The sequence below is a fragment of the Pseudomonas sp. GM21 genome (assembly GCF_000282215.1).
Classification (GTDB): Bacteria; Pseudomonadota; Gammaproteobacteria; order Pseudomonadales; family Pseudomonadaceae; genus Aquipseudomonas.
In genome coordinates this window covers 1-16,783 of the sequence record NZ_AKJS01000191.1, presented here as the reverse complement: position 1 = coordinate 16,783, position 16,783 = coordinate 1, and the positions used below count along the sequence as shown (strand labels likewise).

12 protein-coding genes are annotated in these 16,783 nt (G+C 58.8%); all 12 read left to right on the top strand.

What is annotated here, in order from left to right; translation table 11 throughout:
• Window positions 1-35: 35 nt before the first annotated feature.
• The gene (locus PMI22_RS01890; RefSeq protein WP_007949097.1) at window positions 36-1,733 is read left to right on the top strand and encodes a DUF1302 domain-containing protein; all 1,698 of its coding nucleotides are present in this window, start codon (window positions 36-38) and stop codon (window positions 1,731-1,733) included.
• Between the two features lie 12 nt (window positions 1,734-1,745).
• Window positions 1,746-3,134, top strand: a complete 1,389-nt coding sequence (locus tag PMI22_RS01895) for a DUF1329 domain-containing protein (RefSeq protein ID WP_007949096.1) — start codon at window positions 1,746-1,748, stop codon at window positions 3,132-3,134.
• A gap of 63 nt (window positions 3,135-3,197) precedes the next feature.
• Window positions 3,198-4,304 (top strand): YCF48-related protein, encoded by a 1,107-nt coding sequence (locus PMI22_RS01900; RefSeq protein ID WP_007949095.1) that lies wholly within the window; start codon window positions 3,198-3,200, stop codon window positions 4,302-4,304.
• 4 nt (window positions 4,305-4,308) lie between these two features.
• On the top strand, window positions 4,309-6,783 hold the full coding sequence (locus PMI22_RS01905) for an efflux RND transporter permease subunit (protein ID WP_007949094.1): 2,475 nt from the start codon (window positions 4,309-4,311) through the stop codon (window positions 6,781-6,783).
• Window positions 6,773-8,023 carry an MFS transporter gene (locus PMI22_RS01910; protein WP_007949093.1) on the top strand — a complete coding sequence of 417 codons (1,251 nt, stop codon included), beginning with the start codon at window positions 6,773-6,775 and terminating at the stop codon, window positions 8,021-8,023. The genes PMI22_RS01905 and PMI22_RS01910 overlap by 11 nt, the downstream gene beginning before the upstream one ends.
• 13 nt (window positions 8,024-8,036) lie before the next feature.
• The gene (locus PMI22_RS01915; protein WP_007949092.1) at window positions 8,037-8,618 is read left to right on the top strand and encodes a cupin domain-containing protein; all 582 of its coding nucleotides are present in this window, start codon (window positions 8,037-8,039) and stop codon (window positions 8,616-8,618) included.
• Window positions 8,615-9,598, top strand: coding sequence for a fumarylacetoacetate hydrolase family protein (locus PMI22_RS01920; protein WP_007949091.1), 984 nt, complete (start codon window positions 8,615-8,617; stop codon window positions 9,596-9,598). Before PMI22_RS01915 ends, PMI22_RS01920 begins: the two co-directional genes overlap by 4 nt.
• A 10-nt stretch (window positions 9,599-9,608) precedes the next feature.
• Window positions 9,609-10,613, top strand: a complete 1,005-nt coding sequence (locus PMI22_RS01925; protein WP_007949090.1) for an NAD-dependent epimerase/dehydratase family protein — start codon at window positions 9,609-9,611, stop codon at window positions 10,611-10,613.
• Window positions 10,591-11,385 carry a cyclase family protein gene (locus PMI22_RS01930; protein ID WP_007949089.1) on the top strand — a complete coding sequence of 265 codons (795 nt, stop codon included), beginning with the start codon at window positions 10,591-10,593 and terminating at the stop codon, window positions 11,383-11,385. Before PMI22_RS01925 ends, PMI22_RS01930 begins: the two co-directional genes overlap by 23 nt.
• 62 nt (window positions 11,386-11,447) lie before the next feature.
• Window positions 11,448-13,103: an arylsulfatase gene (locus tag PMI22_RS01935; protein ID WP_007949088.1), complete on the top strand. Its 1,656-nt coding sequence runs from the start codon at window positions 11,448-11,450 to the stop codon at window positions 13,101-13,103.
• Between the two features lie 310 nt (window positions 13,104-13,413).
• Complete coding sequence (locus PMI22_RS01940; RefSeq protein WP_033049771.1) at window positions 13,414-14,979, top strand: GGDEF domain-containing protein; 1,566 nt, start codon at window positions 13,414-13,416, stop codon at window positions 14,977-14,979.
• Between the two features lie 210 nt (window positions 14,980-15,189).
• The coding region (locus PMI22_RS01945) for a hybrid sensor histidine kinase/response regulator (RefSeq protein WP_007949085.1) at window positions 15,190-16,783 on the top strand (1,594 nt) is incomplete at its 3' end.

The window sequence follows — 16,783 nt, the reverse complement described above, 5'->3', positions numbered from 1 at the left end:
AGCAGTTACCACTATAAAAACAAGAGGTTAACGCGATGGTTAGTTCCACGACTGCGGCGCTTGCGCGTCGCCCGGTCAGCATGTCTGCACCCTTTGGTTTCAGTTTGGCCGCGGCGTTGGTGCTGTGCAGCCAGGCTGCCCATGCCTTTCAAGTGGATACCGGCAACCCGGATTTCAGCCTGCGTTGGGATAACACGGCCAAGTACAGCGCCGCATGGCGTGCCCAGAATCCCAGCAGCAAATTGACTGAAGGGCAGGTATCACTCAATCAGGACGATGGTGATCGGGCTTTCAAAAAGGGCCTGATCTCCAACCGCACGGACATCCTTTCCGAACTGGATATGTCCTTCAAAAACGTCGGCGCCCGCCTCAGTGGCGCTGCCTGGTACGACACCGCATATCAGCAGGACAACGACAACACAGATCCGTCACGCGCCAACGCACGTTCAGTGGCCTATGACGAATTCACCGATGACACCCGCCACTTGCACGGCGGTGACGGCGAATTGCTTGATGCGTTCGTGTACTGGAACGGCGAGTTGGGCGATCACGCCACGTCATTGCGGGCTGGCCGCCACGGGTTGATCTGGGGCGAGAGCCTGTTTTTCGGTGCCAACGGCATTGCCGGTGGCATGGGGCCGGTGGACGTGGTCAAGGCGCAGTCCGTCCCCAACACCCAGTTCAAGGAAATCACCCGTCCGGTCAATCAACTGTCGGGGACCTTTCAACTGACCGATGCCGTTTCGCTTGGCGCCTTCTACCAACTGGAATGGGAACAGACGCGTCTGCCGGGTGCCGGCAGTTATTTCTCCACCAGCGACACCATCGGTGAAGGCAACGAACGCTTGATCGTGGGGGCACCTTTCCCAGCGTTCCTCGGTGGCAATCCCGGCAGCCCTGCGGCGTTCTTCCATGGCAATGACAAGGAAGCAAAAAGTTCGGGGCAGGGCGGCCTGCAGTTGAAATACAGCGCTGAGACGGTCGAATACGGCCTTTACGCGATCCAGTACCACGACAAAACCCCGAAGCTGTATCTCAAACCTTCTACGGGGGCGCCGAACTTCAGTACCGGCCAAATCGGTGAGTACTACTGGGTGTACCCGGAAGACATCCAGGCCCTGGGCGCGAGTTTTTCCACCACCGTCGAGGAATACAGCTTCGCCGGTGAAGCCTCGATGCGCTGGAACATGCCACTGGTTTCCAACGGCCAGACCGTCCTGCCTGGCGTTGAAGCCAATAACGATAACGACCCGCTGTACGCCATTGGCCGTACTGCTCACGTCAACCTCAACGTACTGGCCTCGTTCGGGCCGAACTTCATTGCCAATGAGTCGGGACTCGTCGGCGAGATGGCTTGGAACCGGTTGCTGAACGTCACTCAAAACCGTGCCGCCCTGGACCCCAATGCCACCGATGACGGTCTCGGCTTCAAGGTGGTTTACACCCCGACCTACCGCCAGTTTTTCTCCGGCATCGATATCAGCATTCCGGTCGGCGTCAGCTACTTCCCGCTGGGCAAATCCGCTGTGATCAGCGCGTTCGGCCCGGACAACGGCGGCGATATGAACATCGGCATTACCGCCACCTACCTGGATCGCGTTACCGCAGGCCTGACCTACACGCATTACTACGGCGCCGAGGACACCAACCTCAACGGGGCCAACCAATTCAACATGAAGCAATCGTTGAAAGACCGGGACTACTTGTCTTTCTCCGTCAAGACCACGTTTTAAGAGGACTTGCGCATGACCCACAATAAAAAGACCGGAGCCTTCAAGCTCAAAGCCCTTTGCTTCGCGCTGCTCGGCAGCCTGGCCATTGGCAGCCAAGTAACACTGGCGGCGACGGCTGAAGACGCGGCGAAACTGTCGAAAAGCCTGACGCCTTTCGGTGCCGAGCGTGCTGGCAACGCTGATGGTTCAATTCCCGCTTGGGACGGTGGTTACACCAAGGTCGATCCCTCCTATAAAGAAGGCGGAAAACGTTCCGATCCGTTCGCCGCGGACAAACCGGTGTTCAGCATCACCTCGAAAAACCTCGCGCAATACGCCGGCAAACTCAGCGATGGCACCAAGGAAATGTTCAAGCGTTTCCCCGACACCTACCGCATCGATGTCTACCCGACCCGGCGCACTGCCGCCGCGCCGCAGTGGGTGTATGACAACACCCTGAAAAACGCCACCCGCGCCAAACTGGTCGACAGCAGTGCCGGTCCCGTACCGCAAGGCGCGTTTGGCGGCATCCCGTTCCCGGTGCCAAGCAATGGCGCTGAAGCCATGTGGAACCATGTGCTGAACTGGCGCGGTACTTCATTGGCGATGCATTTTCGTCATTACCTGATGACCGCCGATGGCAAGCAGGTGATGACCACCGACGGCAAGGCCATCCAGGAGATGCCGTATTACTACCAGGACGGTTCGCCGGAGTCGTTTGCCGGTGACTACTGGCTGTTCCGTCTGCTCAACGTCGGGCCGCCATTGCGCGCGGGCGAGCAGATCCTGGGCCGCACCAACATCAACGGCGACCTGTCCCAGGCGCACGTCTATCTGACCGGTCAACGCCGGGTGCGCAAGCTGCCGAATGCCTGTTGCGATACACCGACACCCGCCACTGCCGGGGTGATGTCGTTCGACGAGTTGAGCGTATTCCAGGGCCGCATGGACCGCTTCAACTGGAAACTGGTGGGCAAGCAGGAGATGTACATCCCCTACAACACCAACAAGGTGCAAACCGCCAGCAAACCTGAAGACCTGTTCCTCGCACACCACATGAACCCGGATTACGTGCGTTGGGAATTGCACCGGGTCTGGGTCGTAGAGGCGGACTTGGCGCCCGGTAAACGTCACCAGTTGCCGAAGGGCCGCTACTACCTCGATGAAGACACCTGGCAAGCCATGCTGGGCGACCGCTGGGACGCCAACGGTCTGTTGGCCAAAACCTTGTGGTCGTTGCCGGCAGTCCTGCCGGACCTGCCAGCACAAGCGCAATTGTCCTCGGGCTTTTATGACCTGACCTCAGGCGCCTGGTTTATCCAGAACGTCTACACCGGTTTGCCAGAGCAGTACGGCATGGTGGATCGCTACAAGGCTTCCGAGTTTTCGCCAGCAGCGATGGCGGGTGCCGGGGTTCGCTGAGTCAGGCCGGGATCGCGGTTTGCAAAGCGCGATCCGGTTTTTAACGGTTATTCGAGGTCGGTAATGAACAGAATCTGTCAGGTGGTTGGTCGGCTGATGTGGCTTATGGCGTTGCCTCTGGCGATGCCGTTGAGCCTGGTGCAGGCCGCAGCGGTGGGCGAGGTACTGAACACCCCGGCGATGCTGGTGCCACAAGCGACGTCCGCGGTGCTGCTGGATCTGGCCCGGGCGGGTTCACGTCTGGTGGCGGTGGGGGAGCGGGGCATCGTGCTGCTCTCCGATGACAACGGCGCAAGCTGGCGCCAAGTCGCCGTGCCGGTTTCGGTTAGCCTTACGGCGGTGCAGTTCGTCGACGCCAACACGGGCTGGGTCGTGGGACATGGCGGTGTCGTCCTGGCCTCCCGCGACGGGGGGGAGCACTGGGTCGTGCAACTGGATGGCCTGCGTGCGGCGCAACTTGAGCTGGCGGCCTCCAGCGCGCAACTGCCTTCTGCCAACGATCAGGATGCAGCCGCTGCACGTGTGCAAACGGCTGAACGTTATGTCAGCGAGGGTGCTGACAAGCCGTTTCTTGCCCTGCAGTTCGTGGATGACCAACACGGCGTGATTGTCGGGGCGTACGGTTTGGCCTTTCACACTGACGATGGCGGCACCACCTGGCAATCGATCATGGGGCAAATCGACAACCCGATGGGCGCGCACTTATCCGCTATCGCTCAACAGGGTGAACACTGGTTTTTGGCCGGCGAGCAGGGTTATCTCGCTCGCTCGGACGATGCCGGCAAGTCATTCACTCAGCTGGAAAGCCCCTACACAGGCAGTTTTTTCACCCTGCAATTGCGCGATGACGGCACCTTGCTGGTGGCCGGTCTGAAAGGCAATGCGTTTTCCTCCCGCGACCTGGGCGAGAGCTTCCAGCCAGCGCCCGTGTCGATGCCGGTGTCGTTCAGCGATGCGATCCGCACGGATGACGGCCAGTTGCTGCTGGTCAATCAAACCGGCGCCTTGTTTCGCACCAACAGCCAACCCGATGCGTTGCTCCAACCCTATGGCAAACCGCTCGGCAAGCCCGTTTCCAGTGTTATTCAGGCCGCCGATGGCAGCCTGACGCTGGCGGGTTTCACTGGGTTGACCCGCGTTTCGCCGTCAATCGCTACCGCTCCGGAGTGAGGTTATGAAGTCTTTCGACAACGCCACGCAAAGTCTGGCGAATTTCGATCCACGCTCCGGTTCGGTGGTGGAACGTACGCTGTTCAATCATCGTCTGTGGGTGCTGCTGGTGTGTGTGCTGACAACCCTGGTCCTGGGTTATCAAGCCACCCGCATTGAGCTCAATGCCAGTTTTGAAAAAATGATCCCCACACAACAGCCGTACATTGCCAACTACCTAGAGCACCAGAAACAGCTCACCGGTTTAGGCAATGCCCTGCGTATTGTGGTGGCCAACCGACAAGGCAGCATCTACGACGCCGAGTACCTGAAAACCCTGCAGGCCATGAGTGACCAACTCTACCTGCTGCCGGGTGTCGACCGGGCTTACATGAAGTCACTATGGACACCCGCCACCCGCTGGGTCGCGGTGACCGAAGACGGCCTTGATGGCGGTCCGGTGATTCCCGATGACTACAGCGGCACCGCCGCCAACCTCGAGGCGCTGCGCCGCAACGTGCAACGCTCCAACGAGCTCGGTCAGTTGGTGGCCTTCGACCAGACCTCCAGCATTATTTACGTGCCGTTGCTGGCAACCACCGCTGACGGCAAGGCGCTTGATTACGCGGTGCTGTCCGAGCAACTGGAGACGCTGCGCAGCACCCATCAAAGCGCAAAAATCGACATTCACATCACCGGTTTCGCGAAAAAAGTCGGCGACCTGATAGCCGGCCTGAAACAGATCCTGCTGTTCTTTGCCGTCGCGATCCTGATCACCACCGCCGTCCTTTATTGGTACACCCGTTGCCTGCGCAGCACCGTGCTGGTGGTGTTGTGCTCGCTGGTCGCGGTGGTCTGGCAACTCGGTTTGCTGCCCTTGCTGGACTACCAACTGGACCCGTATTCAGTGCTCGTGCCGTTTCTGGTATTTGCCATTGGCATGAGCCACGGCGCACAGAAGATGAACGGCATCATGCAAGACATCGGTCGTGGCATGCACCGGGTGGTGGCTGCACGCTTCACCTTTCGGCGTTTGTTTCTAGCCGGGCTGACGGCGCTGCTGTGTGATGCCGTGGGTTTTGCAGTGCTGATGCTGATCAAGATCCAGGTCATCCAGGACCTCGCGGTGATCGCCAGCATTGGCGTCGCGGTGTTGATCTTCACCAACCTGATCCTGCTGCCGGTGTTGCTCTCGTATGTCGGCGTTTCTCCCCGTGCAGCACAACTGAGCCTCAAGAGCGAACAGGCCGAGCAATCCGGTCAGGCACGCCACGGGTTCTGGCGCTTTCTTGACCTGTTCACCCATCGTCGTTGGGCCAGCCTGTGCATCGCCATCAGCCTCGCGTTGGCGGCAGTCGGCTTCCTGGTGAGCCTGCAACTGAAAATCGGCGACCTCGATGCCGGTGCTCCGGAGCTGCGTGCGGACTCGCGCTACAACCAGGACGATGCTTTTCTGACTCGTCATTACGGTGCCAGTAGCGACCTGTTTGCGGTCATGGTGAAAACCCCGGCCAGCAGTTGTGCGCGCTACGACATCCTTGCCAAGGTCGACGCCCTGGACTGGCAACTGCGCGCCTTGCCGGGTGTGGATTCGACCAACTCGCTGGCGTTGCTGAACCGTCGCATGCTGGTCGGCCTCAGTGAAGGCAACCCGAAGTGGTACGAGCTACAGAACAACCAGGCGATGCTCAACATGATCACCGCCAGTGCGCCGCGTGGGTTGTACAACGAAGACTGCAGCCTGTTGACCTTGTATGCCTACCTCACCGACCACAAGGCCGAGACCCTGTCCCGGCTGGTCGACCACGTGGAAAAATTTGCCGCCGAGAATAATACCGATGAGGTGCAGTTCCTTCTGGCGGCGGGTAACGCCGGTATCGAAGCGGCGACCAATATCGTGGTCAAACAAGCCAACCGCGAGATGCTCGTCTGGGTCTACGGCGCGGTGATTTTGCTGTGTCTGATTACCTTCCGCTCCTGGCGCGCGACGCTTTGCGCGGTCATTCCCCTGATGCTGACGTCCATCCTCTGCGAAGCATTGATGGTCTGGCTGAACATGGGGGTGAAAGTCGCCACGCTGCCCGTCATCGCCTTGGGTGTAGGCATTGGTGTCGACTATGCGTTGTACGTGATGAGCATTCTGCTAGGGCATTTGCGCCAGGGGGCGAGCCTTTCCGAAGCGTATTACCGCGCGCTGGTGTCCACCGGCAAGGTGGTCATGCTGACCGGTATTACCCTGGCTATCGGCGTGGCGACCTGGACGTTTTCACCCATCAAGTTCCAGGCCGACATGGGTGTGCTGCTGGCCTTCATGTTCATCTGGAACATGGTCGGTGCCTTGGTGTTGCTGCCGGCATTGGCGTACTTCCTGTTACCCGCACGCAGCGCTGCGGCCGATGCGGTTGTAGCGGCAAATGTGCTCAACGTGGCGGTGGGTGACACGCCGGTTGTTGCGAACGTTCACCACCTGCGCATCAAGGATCGCTGCCATGGTCGCTAATTCCTTCGTAGAAAAATCCACCCGACAAGCCGGATTGCCGCAATCGCTGTTGCTGCTGTTGGGAAGCTGTTTGCCGGTGCTGGGCGCCGTATTGTTGGCCCCGGTGTTGCCACGGATGCAGGCGCATTTTGCCGATGTCGCCGGCAGCGCTGTGCTGGTCCCGATCGTACTGACCTTGCCGGCATTGGTGATTGCGCTGCTGGCGCCGTTCGCCGGGCTGATCGCCGACAGGCTGGGGCGCAAACCGTTGCTACTGGCCAGTATGTTGCTGTACGTCCTCTGCGGCGTGCTGCCGCTTTGGCTCGACTCGCTGCAGGCGATCGTGCTCAGCCGTGCGGGTATCGGATTGGCCGAGGCGGGCATCATGACCTGCTGCACCACGCTGATGGGCGACTATTACAGCGGCGCCAAACGTGAACGTTTGTTCGCCTTGCAGATGGTCGCCACCTCGTTGTCGGCGGCGGTGTTTATCGCACTCGGTGGCTTCCTCGGGCAGAACGACTGGCGTACGCCGTTCGCATTGTACGCGGTGGGTTTGATTTTCCTGCCGCTGATGGCCTGGCAATTGTGGGAGCCGCAGGCACGCCCACAGCCGCAGCAAGCAACCCAGGCGGTGCCGACCGGCAAATTTCCATGGCGCGCGCTTACACCCATGTACGTACTGGCGCTGTTGGCAGGTTTAAGCCTGTTTATCGTGCCGGTGCAGGTCGGTTACCTGCTCAACCTGCTACAGGTGGATGCCCCGCAACAAATCGGCATGACCATGGGCGCCAATCAACTGGGTGTCCTCGTCGGCGCATTGAGTTTTCGTTTGTTCAGCGGGATGCGCGGGCAGCACATGCTGCTGATCGCCTATGTGCTGGCGGGCATCGGCGGGTTGCTGATGTCTGACGCCTTCAGCCATGTGCAAGTCGTGGTCGCTGTGACGATCAACGGCCTCGGCATCGGCTTGATGCTGCCGACGCTGATCACCTGGATCATGGCGCAAGTCAATTTCCATCAACGCGGGCGGGCGGCGGGGTGTTTTACCGCCGCCATCTTCGCCGGCGAATTTATCAGCCCCCTGGTGGTTCTGGGCATGACCCAGGGCGACGCCACCGCGCTGCCGGGTGCCTTGGCCATTGTGGGTGGGGTGCAACTGTTAGTGGCGGTGTTGTGTCTGGCCGTGCCCCGACTCGGCGGTCTGTTGGACGACGCGAACATTGTTGTCGGTGGCACGTCCATCGGCGACGGAAACTGAACGAGGATTCTCCATGCAAGCGCTTCCTGAATTCAAACGAGTGGTCACCGGTCACGATCAACAGGGGCAGGCCATCGTCGCCAGCAATGGGCCGACGCCCAATGTGTTCCCGTTGTTTTCCGTACCGGGCACGGTGTTCCATGAACTGTGGAACAGCAGCACCAGCCCGGCGTTACTCGACAACGCCAGTGATCCGAGCAGCAAACCTCTGCAACTCAGCCCCGGACCACAGGGCAGCGTCATTCGTGTGGTGGACATTCCTCCAGACAGCGTTCAGAACCAGGTCAGCGATGAAAACGCCGCGGCGGTATTTACCGAGATTGGCCAGTCCCACGCCGGTACCGGGCAGGGCAGCACCCGGCATAAATTGATGCACCGCACGGAAACGCTCGACTACGGCATCGTCACCGAAGGTGAAGTGTGGCTGGTGCTGGATGAGGAAGAGGTGCACCTCAAACGCGGCGACGTGGTGGTGCAACGCGGCACCAACCACGCCTGGAGCAACCGCACCGAAGCGATGGCGCGCATGGTCTTCATCCTTCTCGACGGGCGCTTCGCTGACGAGTTGAACCGTGAACAAGGAGCATCCGCATGAAACTCGCCACCCTGAAGAACGGTAGTCGTGATGGCACGCTCGTAGTCGTTTCGCGAGATCTGGCGTGGGCCGTGGATGCCGGTTCCGTGGCGCCCACCTTGCAACAGGCGATTGAGAACTGGAGTGGCGTGGAGCCGCGTTTGCAGGCCCTTGCCAGCAAACTGAATGCGGGCGAAGCGGCGGATGCCTTTGCCTTTGACCCTGCTCAGGCCATGGCGCCCTTGCCGCGTGCTTATCAGTGGTGCGACGGCTCGGCGTTCCTCAGCCACGGTGCGCTGATGCAGAAAGCGTTCAACCTTGATCCTATCGACGGCGTCGAACACACACCGCTGATGTACCAGGGCGCCGGTGACGATTTCATTGGCGCCCGCGACGATATCGCGCTGCCAAGCGAAAGCCAGGGCATCGACTTTGAAGGCGAGTTTGTGGTGCTGGTGGATGACGTGCCCATGGGGTGCGCCGCCGAACAGGCGCTGCAACACATCAAGCTGATTCTGCAAATCAATGACGTCAGTTTGCGCGCCCTGGCCCCACGGGAAATGCACACAGGCTTTGGATTTTTGCAGGCCAAACCCTCATCCAGCTTTGCCCCGCTGGCCATCACGCCGGACGAACTGGGTGATGCCTGGCGTGACGGACGCGTGCATCTGCCCTTGCAGGTGCACTGGAATGGCCAATGGTTTGGTCATCCGCACGGCGGGCAGATGAACTTCAGTTTTGGCCAGTTGATCGCCCATGCTGCTCTGACCCGCAGGCTGGGCGCGGGCACGTTGATTGGCTCCGGCACGGTTTCCAACGCCGAACGCAGTGTGGGTTCGGCCTGCATCGCCGAGCGTCGAGCGATTGAAATGATCGAGCAGGGCGCCGCGCAAACCGGCTTCATGCGCTTTGGTGACCGCGTGCACATGGATGTTCAGGGTAGCGACGGCCAGTCGCTGTTCGGTGCAATCGATCAACGTGTGGTTCAGGCTCAGTACTGAGGAGCGGCACATGCGAGTATTGATTACCGGTGCCAATGGTTTTGTGGGGCGTGAATTGGTGCGTTGCCTGCTGGCGCGGGGCAGCTTGCGCAGTCGCGTCATCGACGCATTGTTGGTGCTGGATACCGGCCTGCAAGGAATGCCGGAGGACCCGCGTTTGCGCCGTCATTACGGCAGCATTACCGATGTGGCCTTGATGCGCCGGGTGTTGGCCGACGGCATTGATGTGGTGTTCCATCTGGTCAGTATCCCCGGTGGCGCCGCCGAAGAGCAGTACGAACTGGGATATCAGGTCAACCTGTTGGCCAGCCTCGAACTGCTCAACCAATTGCGCAATAAAGCGTTGCCGCCGGTGCTGGTGTACGCCAGCAGCGTGGCGGTGTACGGCGGCCATTTACCGGAAAAAATGAACGAGCAAGCCGAGCTGCGTCCGCAACTGTCTTATGGCACGCACAAAGCCATGGTCGAGAGCGCGATTATCGACCTCGCCCGGCGTGGGGAAGTCGACGGCCGCGTGCTGCGTCTGCCGGGCATCGTTGCCCGCCCGCGTGAACCCAATGGCTTGCGCTCGGCATTCATGAGCGATTTGTTGTGGGCATTTGCCGAGGGCGACACCTATCGTTGTCCGGTCTCTGCGCAAGCAACAGCGTGGTGGATGTCGGCGCGCTGCTGTGTGAACAACCTGATTCACGCTGCCGAACTCAATAGCAGCGAAGGGGAATCGCAACGTGTATGGCAGTTGCCGGTGCTGCATCTGTCCATTGCCCAAGTGGTGGACGCATTGGCGGCGAGTTATGGCCAGGAACGTCGCAGCCTGATCAGCTATGACGCCGACATCCAGCTGGAAGCGTTGTTCGGGCGCATGCCGCCCTTGAAAACCCCGCAGGCGCGTGCCGCCGGTTTCAGCCATGACGGCAACGCTGCCACGCTCATCCGTAATGCCCTTAACCCCGCCACCCCACGTCACTTGTCGCTCAGCGGAGATACGATTCATGTCGCAGCCCATCAAGTCTAAACGTCGTCTTGTGGACCTCTCGGTCACCCTCGACAACAACCCCTACACGGACCCACCTCCGTTGTTGCCGAAAATTGATTACATGGATCACCAGCAAGGCTGGCCTGAGATGGCGGCAATGTTCCCGGGGTTGCAACTCGATCAGATGCCAGGCAACGAATCCTGGGCTGCGGAGCGGCTGCACATCACCACCCACAGCGGAACGCACATGGATGCGCCCTGGCACTACGCCTCGACCACTGATGGCGGTCAGCCGGCGTTTGGCATCGACGAGTTGCCGCTGGATTGGTGCCTGCAACCGGGCGTGAAACTGGACTTTCGGCACATGGCGGACGGGCACGTGGTCACCGCCGATGAAATCGAAGCCGAGCTGGCGAGAATTGGCCATGAGTTGCAGCCGCTGGACATCGTGCTGATCAACACCCGTGCCGGCGCGATATTTGGTCAACCGGGTTACCTCGATGCCGGCGTCGGAATTGGCCGTGAAGCCACCTTGTATTTGCTGGAGCGCGGGGTGCGTGTCGTGGGCACCGACGCCTGGAGTTGGGACGCACCGTTCAAGTACACCCGCGAGCGTTTTGCCGCTGACGGCGATGCTTCCATTATTTGGGAGGGGCACAAAGCCGGGCGCGATATCGGTTATGGGCAAATGGAAAAGCTCGCCAACCTTGAAGCGCTGCCGGCCAGCGGGTTCGTGGTGTCGTGTTTCCCTTACAAGATCAAGCACGCGTCGGCTGGGTTTGTTCGGGCGGTGGCGATATTCGAAGAATAAGCACCGCGCCGGGCGCGTATCAAAATCCATGGTCTTCGATCAAACACAATAAGAGAGAAAACATGCCTCTTTTGCGCATGCCCCTGACGTTATTGTTGGGCGCACTGACACTCGGTAGCAGCCTGGCCATGGCGGCCAGTGCTGATGCGAAGCAACCGAATATCTTGCTGATTCTGGCCGACGACCTGGGGTATTCCGACCTGGGAAGTTTTGGCGGTGAAATCAACACACCGACGCTGGATGAACTCGCCCATCAAGGTTTGCAGTTCACCAGCATGTACGCGGCACCCACCTGTTCGATCACGCGTTCCATGCTGATGTCGGGCACCGACAACCACCTCGCCGGGCTTGGCACCATGGCTGAAGCCTTGCAACCGTTTCAACGGGGTAAGCCGGGATATGAGGGTTACCTGAATCAACGTTCTTACTCGATCGCCGAGTTGTTGAAGGAGGGCGGTTACAACACCCTGATGGTCGGTAAATGGCACCTGGGGCTGGAGGCGGATCAGGGGCCGGATCAACGCGGGTTTGAGCAGTCTTTTACACTGCTGGAGGGCGGGGCTGCGCACTTCAAACCCTCGAACATCGACCCGACAAAAATCGAGCAGGTGCACTATCGCGAAAACGGCAAAGCGGTGGAAGTGCCGGAGAATTTCTACTCCACCGACTTCTACACCGACAAGCTGATCAGCTACCTGCAGAACAGCCAAAAGGACGGCAAGCCGTTTTTTGCCTACGCTGCTTACACCTCCCCGCACTGGCCCTTGCAGGCACCCAAGGAATACCGGGATAAGTACAAAGGGCGGTTTGATCAGGGGTATGACAGCGTACGTTTGGCGCGTATCGAACGGATGAAAAGTCTTGGTCTTATGGCGAACGACGCCCAGCCGGCGAACCCGCTCCCGGTGAATCCAAAACTGCCAGGCTGGCAGCAGCTGAGTCCGGAACAGCAACGCATTGAGGCGCGGAAGATGGAAATCTACGCGGCCATGGTCGATAACCTCGACCATAACATTGGCCGAGTAGTGGATTACCTGCGCCGCAGCGGGCAATACGACAACACGTTGATCGTATTTATGTCGGACAACGGCGCGGCAGGCGAGAACCACACGCAGTTCTATCCGGCCGGGGCGCGCACCGATAACAGCTACGCCAACCTCGGTCAGCCAGGGTCCCAAATCGACTACGGATTGCGCTGGGCAGAGGTCAGCGCCGCACCGTTCCATTTGTTCAAAGGCACCACGGCCGAAGGTGGCATTAGCGTTCCGGCGATCATCCAGCTGCCCAAGACACTGCGGCGTCAGGGTGTAGAGCGTGGTATAGCGCGGGTTGATGACCTGGCGCCAACCTTCCTTGATCTGGCGGGAATCGCTTTGCCGAGCGAGGCGCGAACAGACGTAAGCAAACACCCCATTACAGGTAAATCAATGCGGCTGATGCTCGCCGGTGAGGGTAGCCCGCACAGTCAGGACAACCTCGCCGGTGAACTGTTCGGCAATGCTTATTACCGGGAGGGAAACCTGAAACTGTTGGGCATCCGCCCGCAAACAGGGTTTGGCGGCGACGCGCAGCCGCCACAATGGCAGTTGTTTGATGTGGCGCAGGACCGCGGCGAAAGCACAGACCTGGCTGCCGCCCGACCAGAGACGGTGCAGCGCCTGAAGGCCGCATGGTTGCGGTATGCCGAGCAGGTCGGTGTGGTGTTTGCAGCGCATTAACTTGGGTGCTCGTCGGTGATGAAGTGTTCTGTACTTCTGTGTAGAAAGGGCCCGCAAGCAGAATATCTCTTCGTGAATAGTGGCAATATGCCCTAGAATCATTTTGTATCCAGTTGCGCACAGGAAGCGTTGATATCGCCGCGGCACAGAGGACATTGTGTGTGGCTTCTGTGCCTGCAAAAGCCTGTGATCAACTCGCACGTTAGTAAAACAAGTATCAGACAGGGACGAAACGCAATGGGGAACAAGGATCCTAAGGGCTATTGCGCCATTCCTGGTAAGGATGGCGCTGCGCGCATTGGAAGTCAGGATGATGAATAAGCGGCGCAGATCCTTATTGGGGTTCGTTGTTTTGGCGGTCGGCCTGGTGGGTTTTTCGGCTGTGCTGTTGCTCAATTCCGAGACACAGCGCAGAGAGACGCGATTCTCGGAATACGTGCAGAACATTTCCGGCATTGTGCGCAATCAACTGGATACCAATGAAGCGGTGTTGGCTGGGTTCTCGGCATTTCTTCAGGCTGTCGACCAGAGTGATACGCAAGCTGCGGCGCGTTACGCGGCAGCCGTTTTATCCGCCTATCCCCACATTTATATGCTGGAGGCGGCGAGGGCGGTTCCCATCGCCGAGCAGGCGGCTTTTGAAGACCTGTTACGCCGCACCTGGCGGCCAGACTTTGAACTCAAGGATTTCCCCAGCCTCGCTCAGCAACCAGCCCAACATCAGGCCTATCTCAACGAGACCTGGCCTGTCTTGTTTATGTATCCGGCACTTGCGGAGTCCAGTTCGATCTATGGCGTCAGGCTCGAAACCGTCCCCCATCTCTCCTATGCGCTGGCTCGAACCCAAAATAATCTGAAGCCTGTCGTATCACCTGTTTTCTCAATGTATGAAGGTGGCAACGCTTACATTCTGATGCAGTCAGTCAGCCGCCCTGAACAAGCGCAAGAAAACGCCCGGCCGAACTTTTTTGGTAGCACGATGGTGTCGTTGCTATTGCTCAAGACGGGCTCGTTGCTGGATGCAGTGCAGCAGGCGAACCTGGATCCTCTGGTTCACATCAGCGCTGCCCTGAAAACCACCGCAGGATCTGAAAGCAATGTGTTTTCAACGCAGACCGAGGAAGCCGGTTTCCTGGATCGCCTATTCTTTCCACGTCTGGTTGAGCGGGTCGAAATCAGCAGCGCTTCACAACCCATGACATTATTGTTTGAGCGTCAGTTGCGCTTAGGGGACGTTCTAACTTCGGAGACATTGGTGATTCTCGCGGTTCTGGCTGCTGCACTCGTGCTCATGCCATTGGTATTGATTCGTCATTTCAAGGCCATCGAACGGGCAGAGGTCGAACACCAACGCTCGACTTATCTGGCAACCCATGACGTGCTCACCCAATTACCTAACCGCTACCTCTTTGCCGATCGCTTTGGACAGGCCTTTTCGGATTGGGAAGCGTACGGGGTGTCGTTTGCCGTGCTGTTGATCGACCTGGATCACTTCAAGGAGATCAACGACAAGCACGGCCATGAGGTCGGGGACCAGGTTCTTCGGGCAGTCGCCAATCGCATGCTTCATGCCACTCGTTCGAGTGACACCGTCGCTCGCTACGGCGGAGATGAGTTCGTGGTTCTGATTGCGAATTTGACCGACACAGAATCTGCTGAAATCAAGGCTGAGAGAATGCTGGAAGCCATTGCGCAACCGGTTGCAACCACGGCGGGAGAGCTGACCCTCTCGTGCAGTATCGGCGTTTCGTTGTGCCCCCTGCATGGCCAGAGCCTTGATACGTTGCTCAAAGCGGCGGATCAGGCCATGTATGGCGTCAAGCAACTCGGGCGAAAGGGCGTTGCGTTGACTGAAGTTCGAAGCTTCGGTGAGTAACGCAAGTCGTCTCATGGCTCTACAAGGGCGCGCTTCAGAAGTTTTCAGCGTTTTTCAGCGACCAGCGGGGTGTGGCTCGGTGCATTTCAGAGCAGGCCTGTCGTTGGCGTGTATTACTGCGGTCTCTTGGCAGAGGCGATGAGCATAGGCCGATTCCCTGCCTTGCTTATAAGGTCATGCCCGCGTGGTAGCGTCCGGAAAACCATAAAAATGAAAGCGGCCAACCGTCCGAAAATTATCCATTGTTTGCTGATTGCGATAGCTGCAACGTTCGCGGGTCTGCTGTATTCCTACATCGGCATCAAACAAGCGGCGCACGATGCGCAAGAAATCAGCGAGAAGCGCTACCAATCTTATTTACTCGCTGATGAACTGCGTCACAGTTCCGATAGTTTGACGCGCCTGGCTCGTACCTACGTGGTGACGGCGAACCCGGAATACGAGCGCGAGTACCTGAAGATCATTGATATTCGCAACGGCAAAGCGCCGCGCCCGCAAGACTATCACCGTATTTACTGGACTTTTGTTGCAGGTGGCAATGCGCAACCTCGTCCCGATGGGGAACCGGTCGCGTTGCAAACGCTGATGAAGCAGGTAGGGTTTTCGGAGGCGGAGTTTGACAAACTGAAAGAGGCGAAGGCCAACTCCGACGGTCTGACCAAGCTTGAAGTCGAGGCAATGAACGCGGTCAAGGGCCGGTTTGCTGATGACCAAGGCAATTACACGGTGAATGCCGAGCCCGATCTCGTCCGGGCCCGGACACTGCTGTATAGCCCGCAATACCATGTCTACAAGGCACGGGTCATGGCGCCGGTGGACGATTTTTTTGAGTTGGTGGATGTTCGCACCGCGCAGGAAGTGATCCTGGCGAACCACAAGCTCAATGTCGCACAGAACTTGTTCGTGGCGATTTTGCTGATGCTGATCGCTGAGTTCGGCTTGCTGATTTACTGTGGGCGCAGGCAGATCCTGGAACTGTTGGGAGGCGCTCCTGCCGAGCTCAATCGGGTATTGAACGAGCTTGCTACCGGTAATCTGGAGGTATCGATTCCAGATGCGCCTCAGGATAGTGCCCTGGGCCGCGTGCGGGTGATGGCCGACAAGTTAAGGGCGCTGATCGAAACAACGACCAAGACCAGTGAGCAATTACGTTGTGTTTTGATTCAAATCCAGGAAAAGAATCGTCAACTTCAGATCGCCGACCAACACAAAAGCGACTTCGTGGCCAACATGAGCCATGAGATTCGCACGCCGATGAACGTGATCATCGGCATGAGCTATCTGGCGTTGAAAACCGACTTGAACCCGCGCCAACGAGACTACATCGACAAGATCCAGCAATCTGGCAAGCATTTGCTGGGCATCGTCAACGACGTGCTCGACTTTTCCAAGATCGAAGCCGGCATGCTGAATATTGAACAGACCGAGTTCACCCTTGAGCAACTGCTCGATAACGTGGTGAACCTGGTCGGTACGCGGGCGTCGCAGCGCAACCTGGCATTGATCCTTGATGTGGCCAGCGACGTCCCGACCACGCTGATGGGCGATCCGCTACGCATGGGGCAAGTCCTGGTCAATTTTGCCGGTAACGCGATCAAGTTCACCGAACAGGGCGAGATCTCCATCGAAGTTCGACTACATGAGTGCCGAGAGGCCGATGCGCTGCTGTATTTTGCGGTCAAGGACACCGGCATCGGTCTGTCTGAAGAGCAAATGGGGCGCCTGTTCCAAAGCTTTCAGCAAGCCGATACTTCGACGACCCGCCAATACGGCGGCACCGGCCTTGGCCTGGCGATTGCCAAGA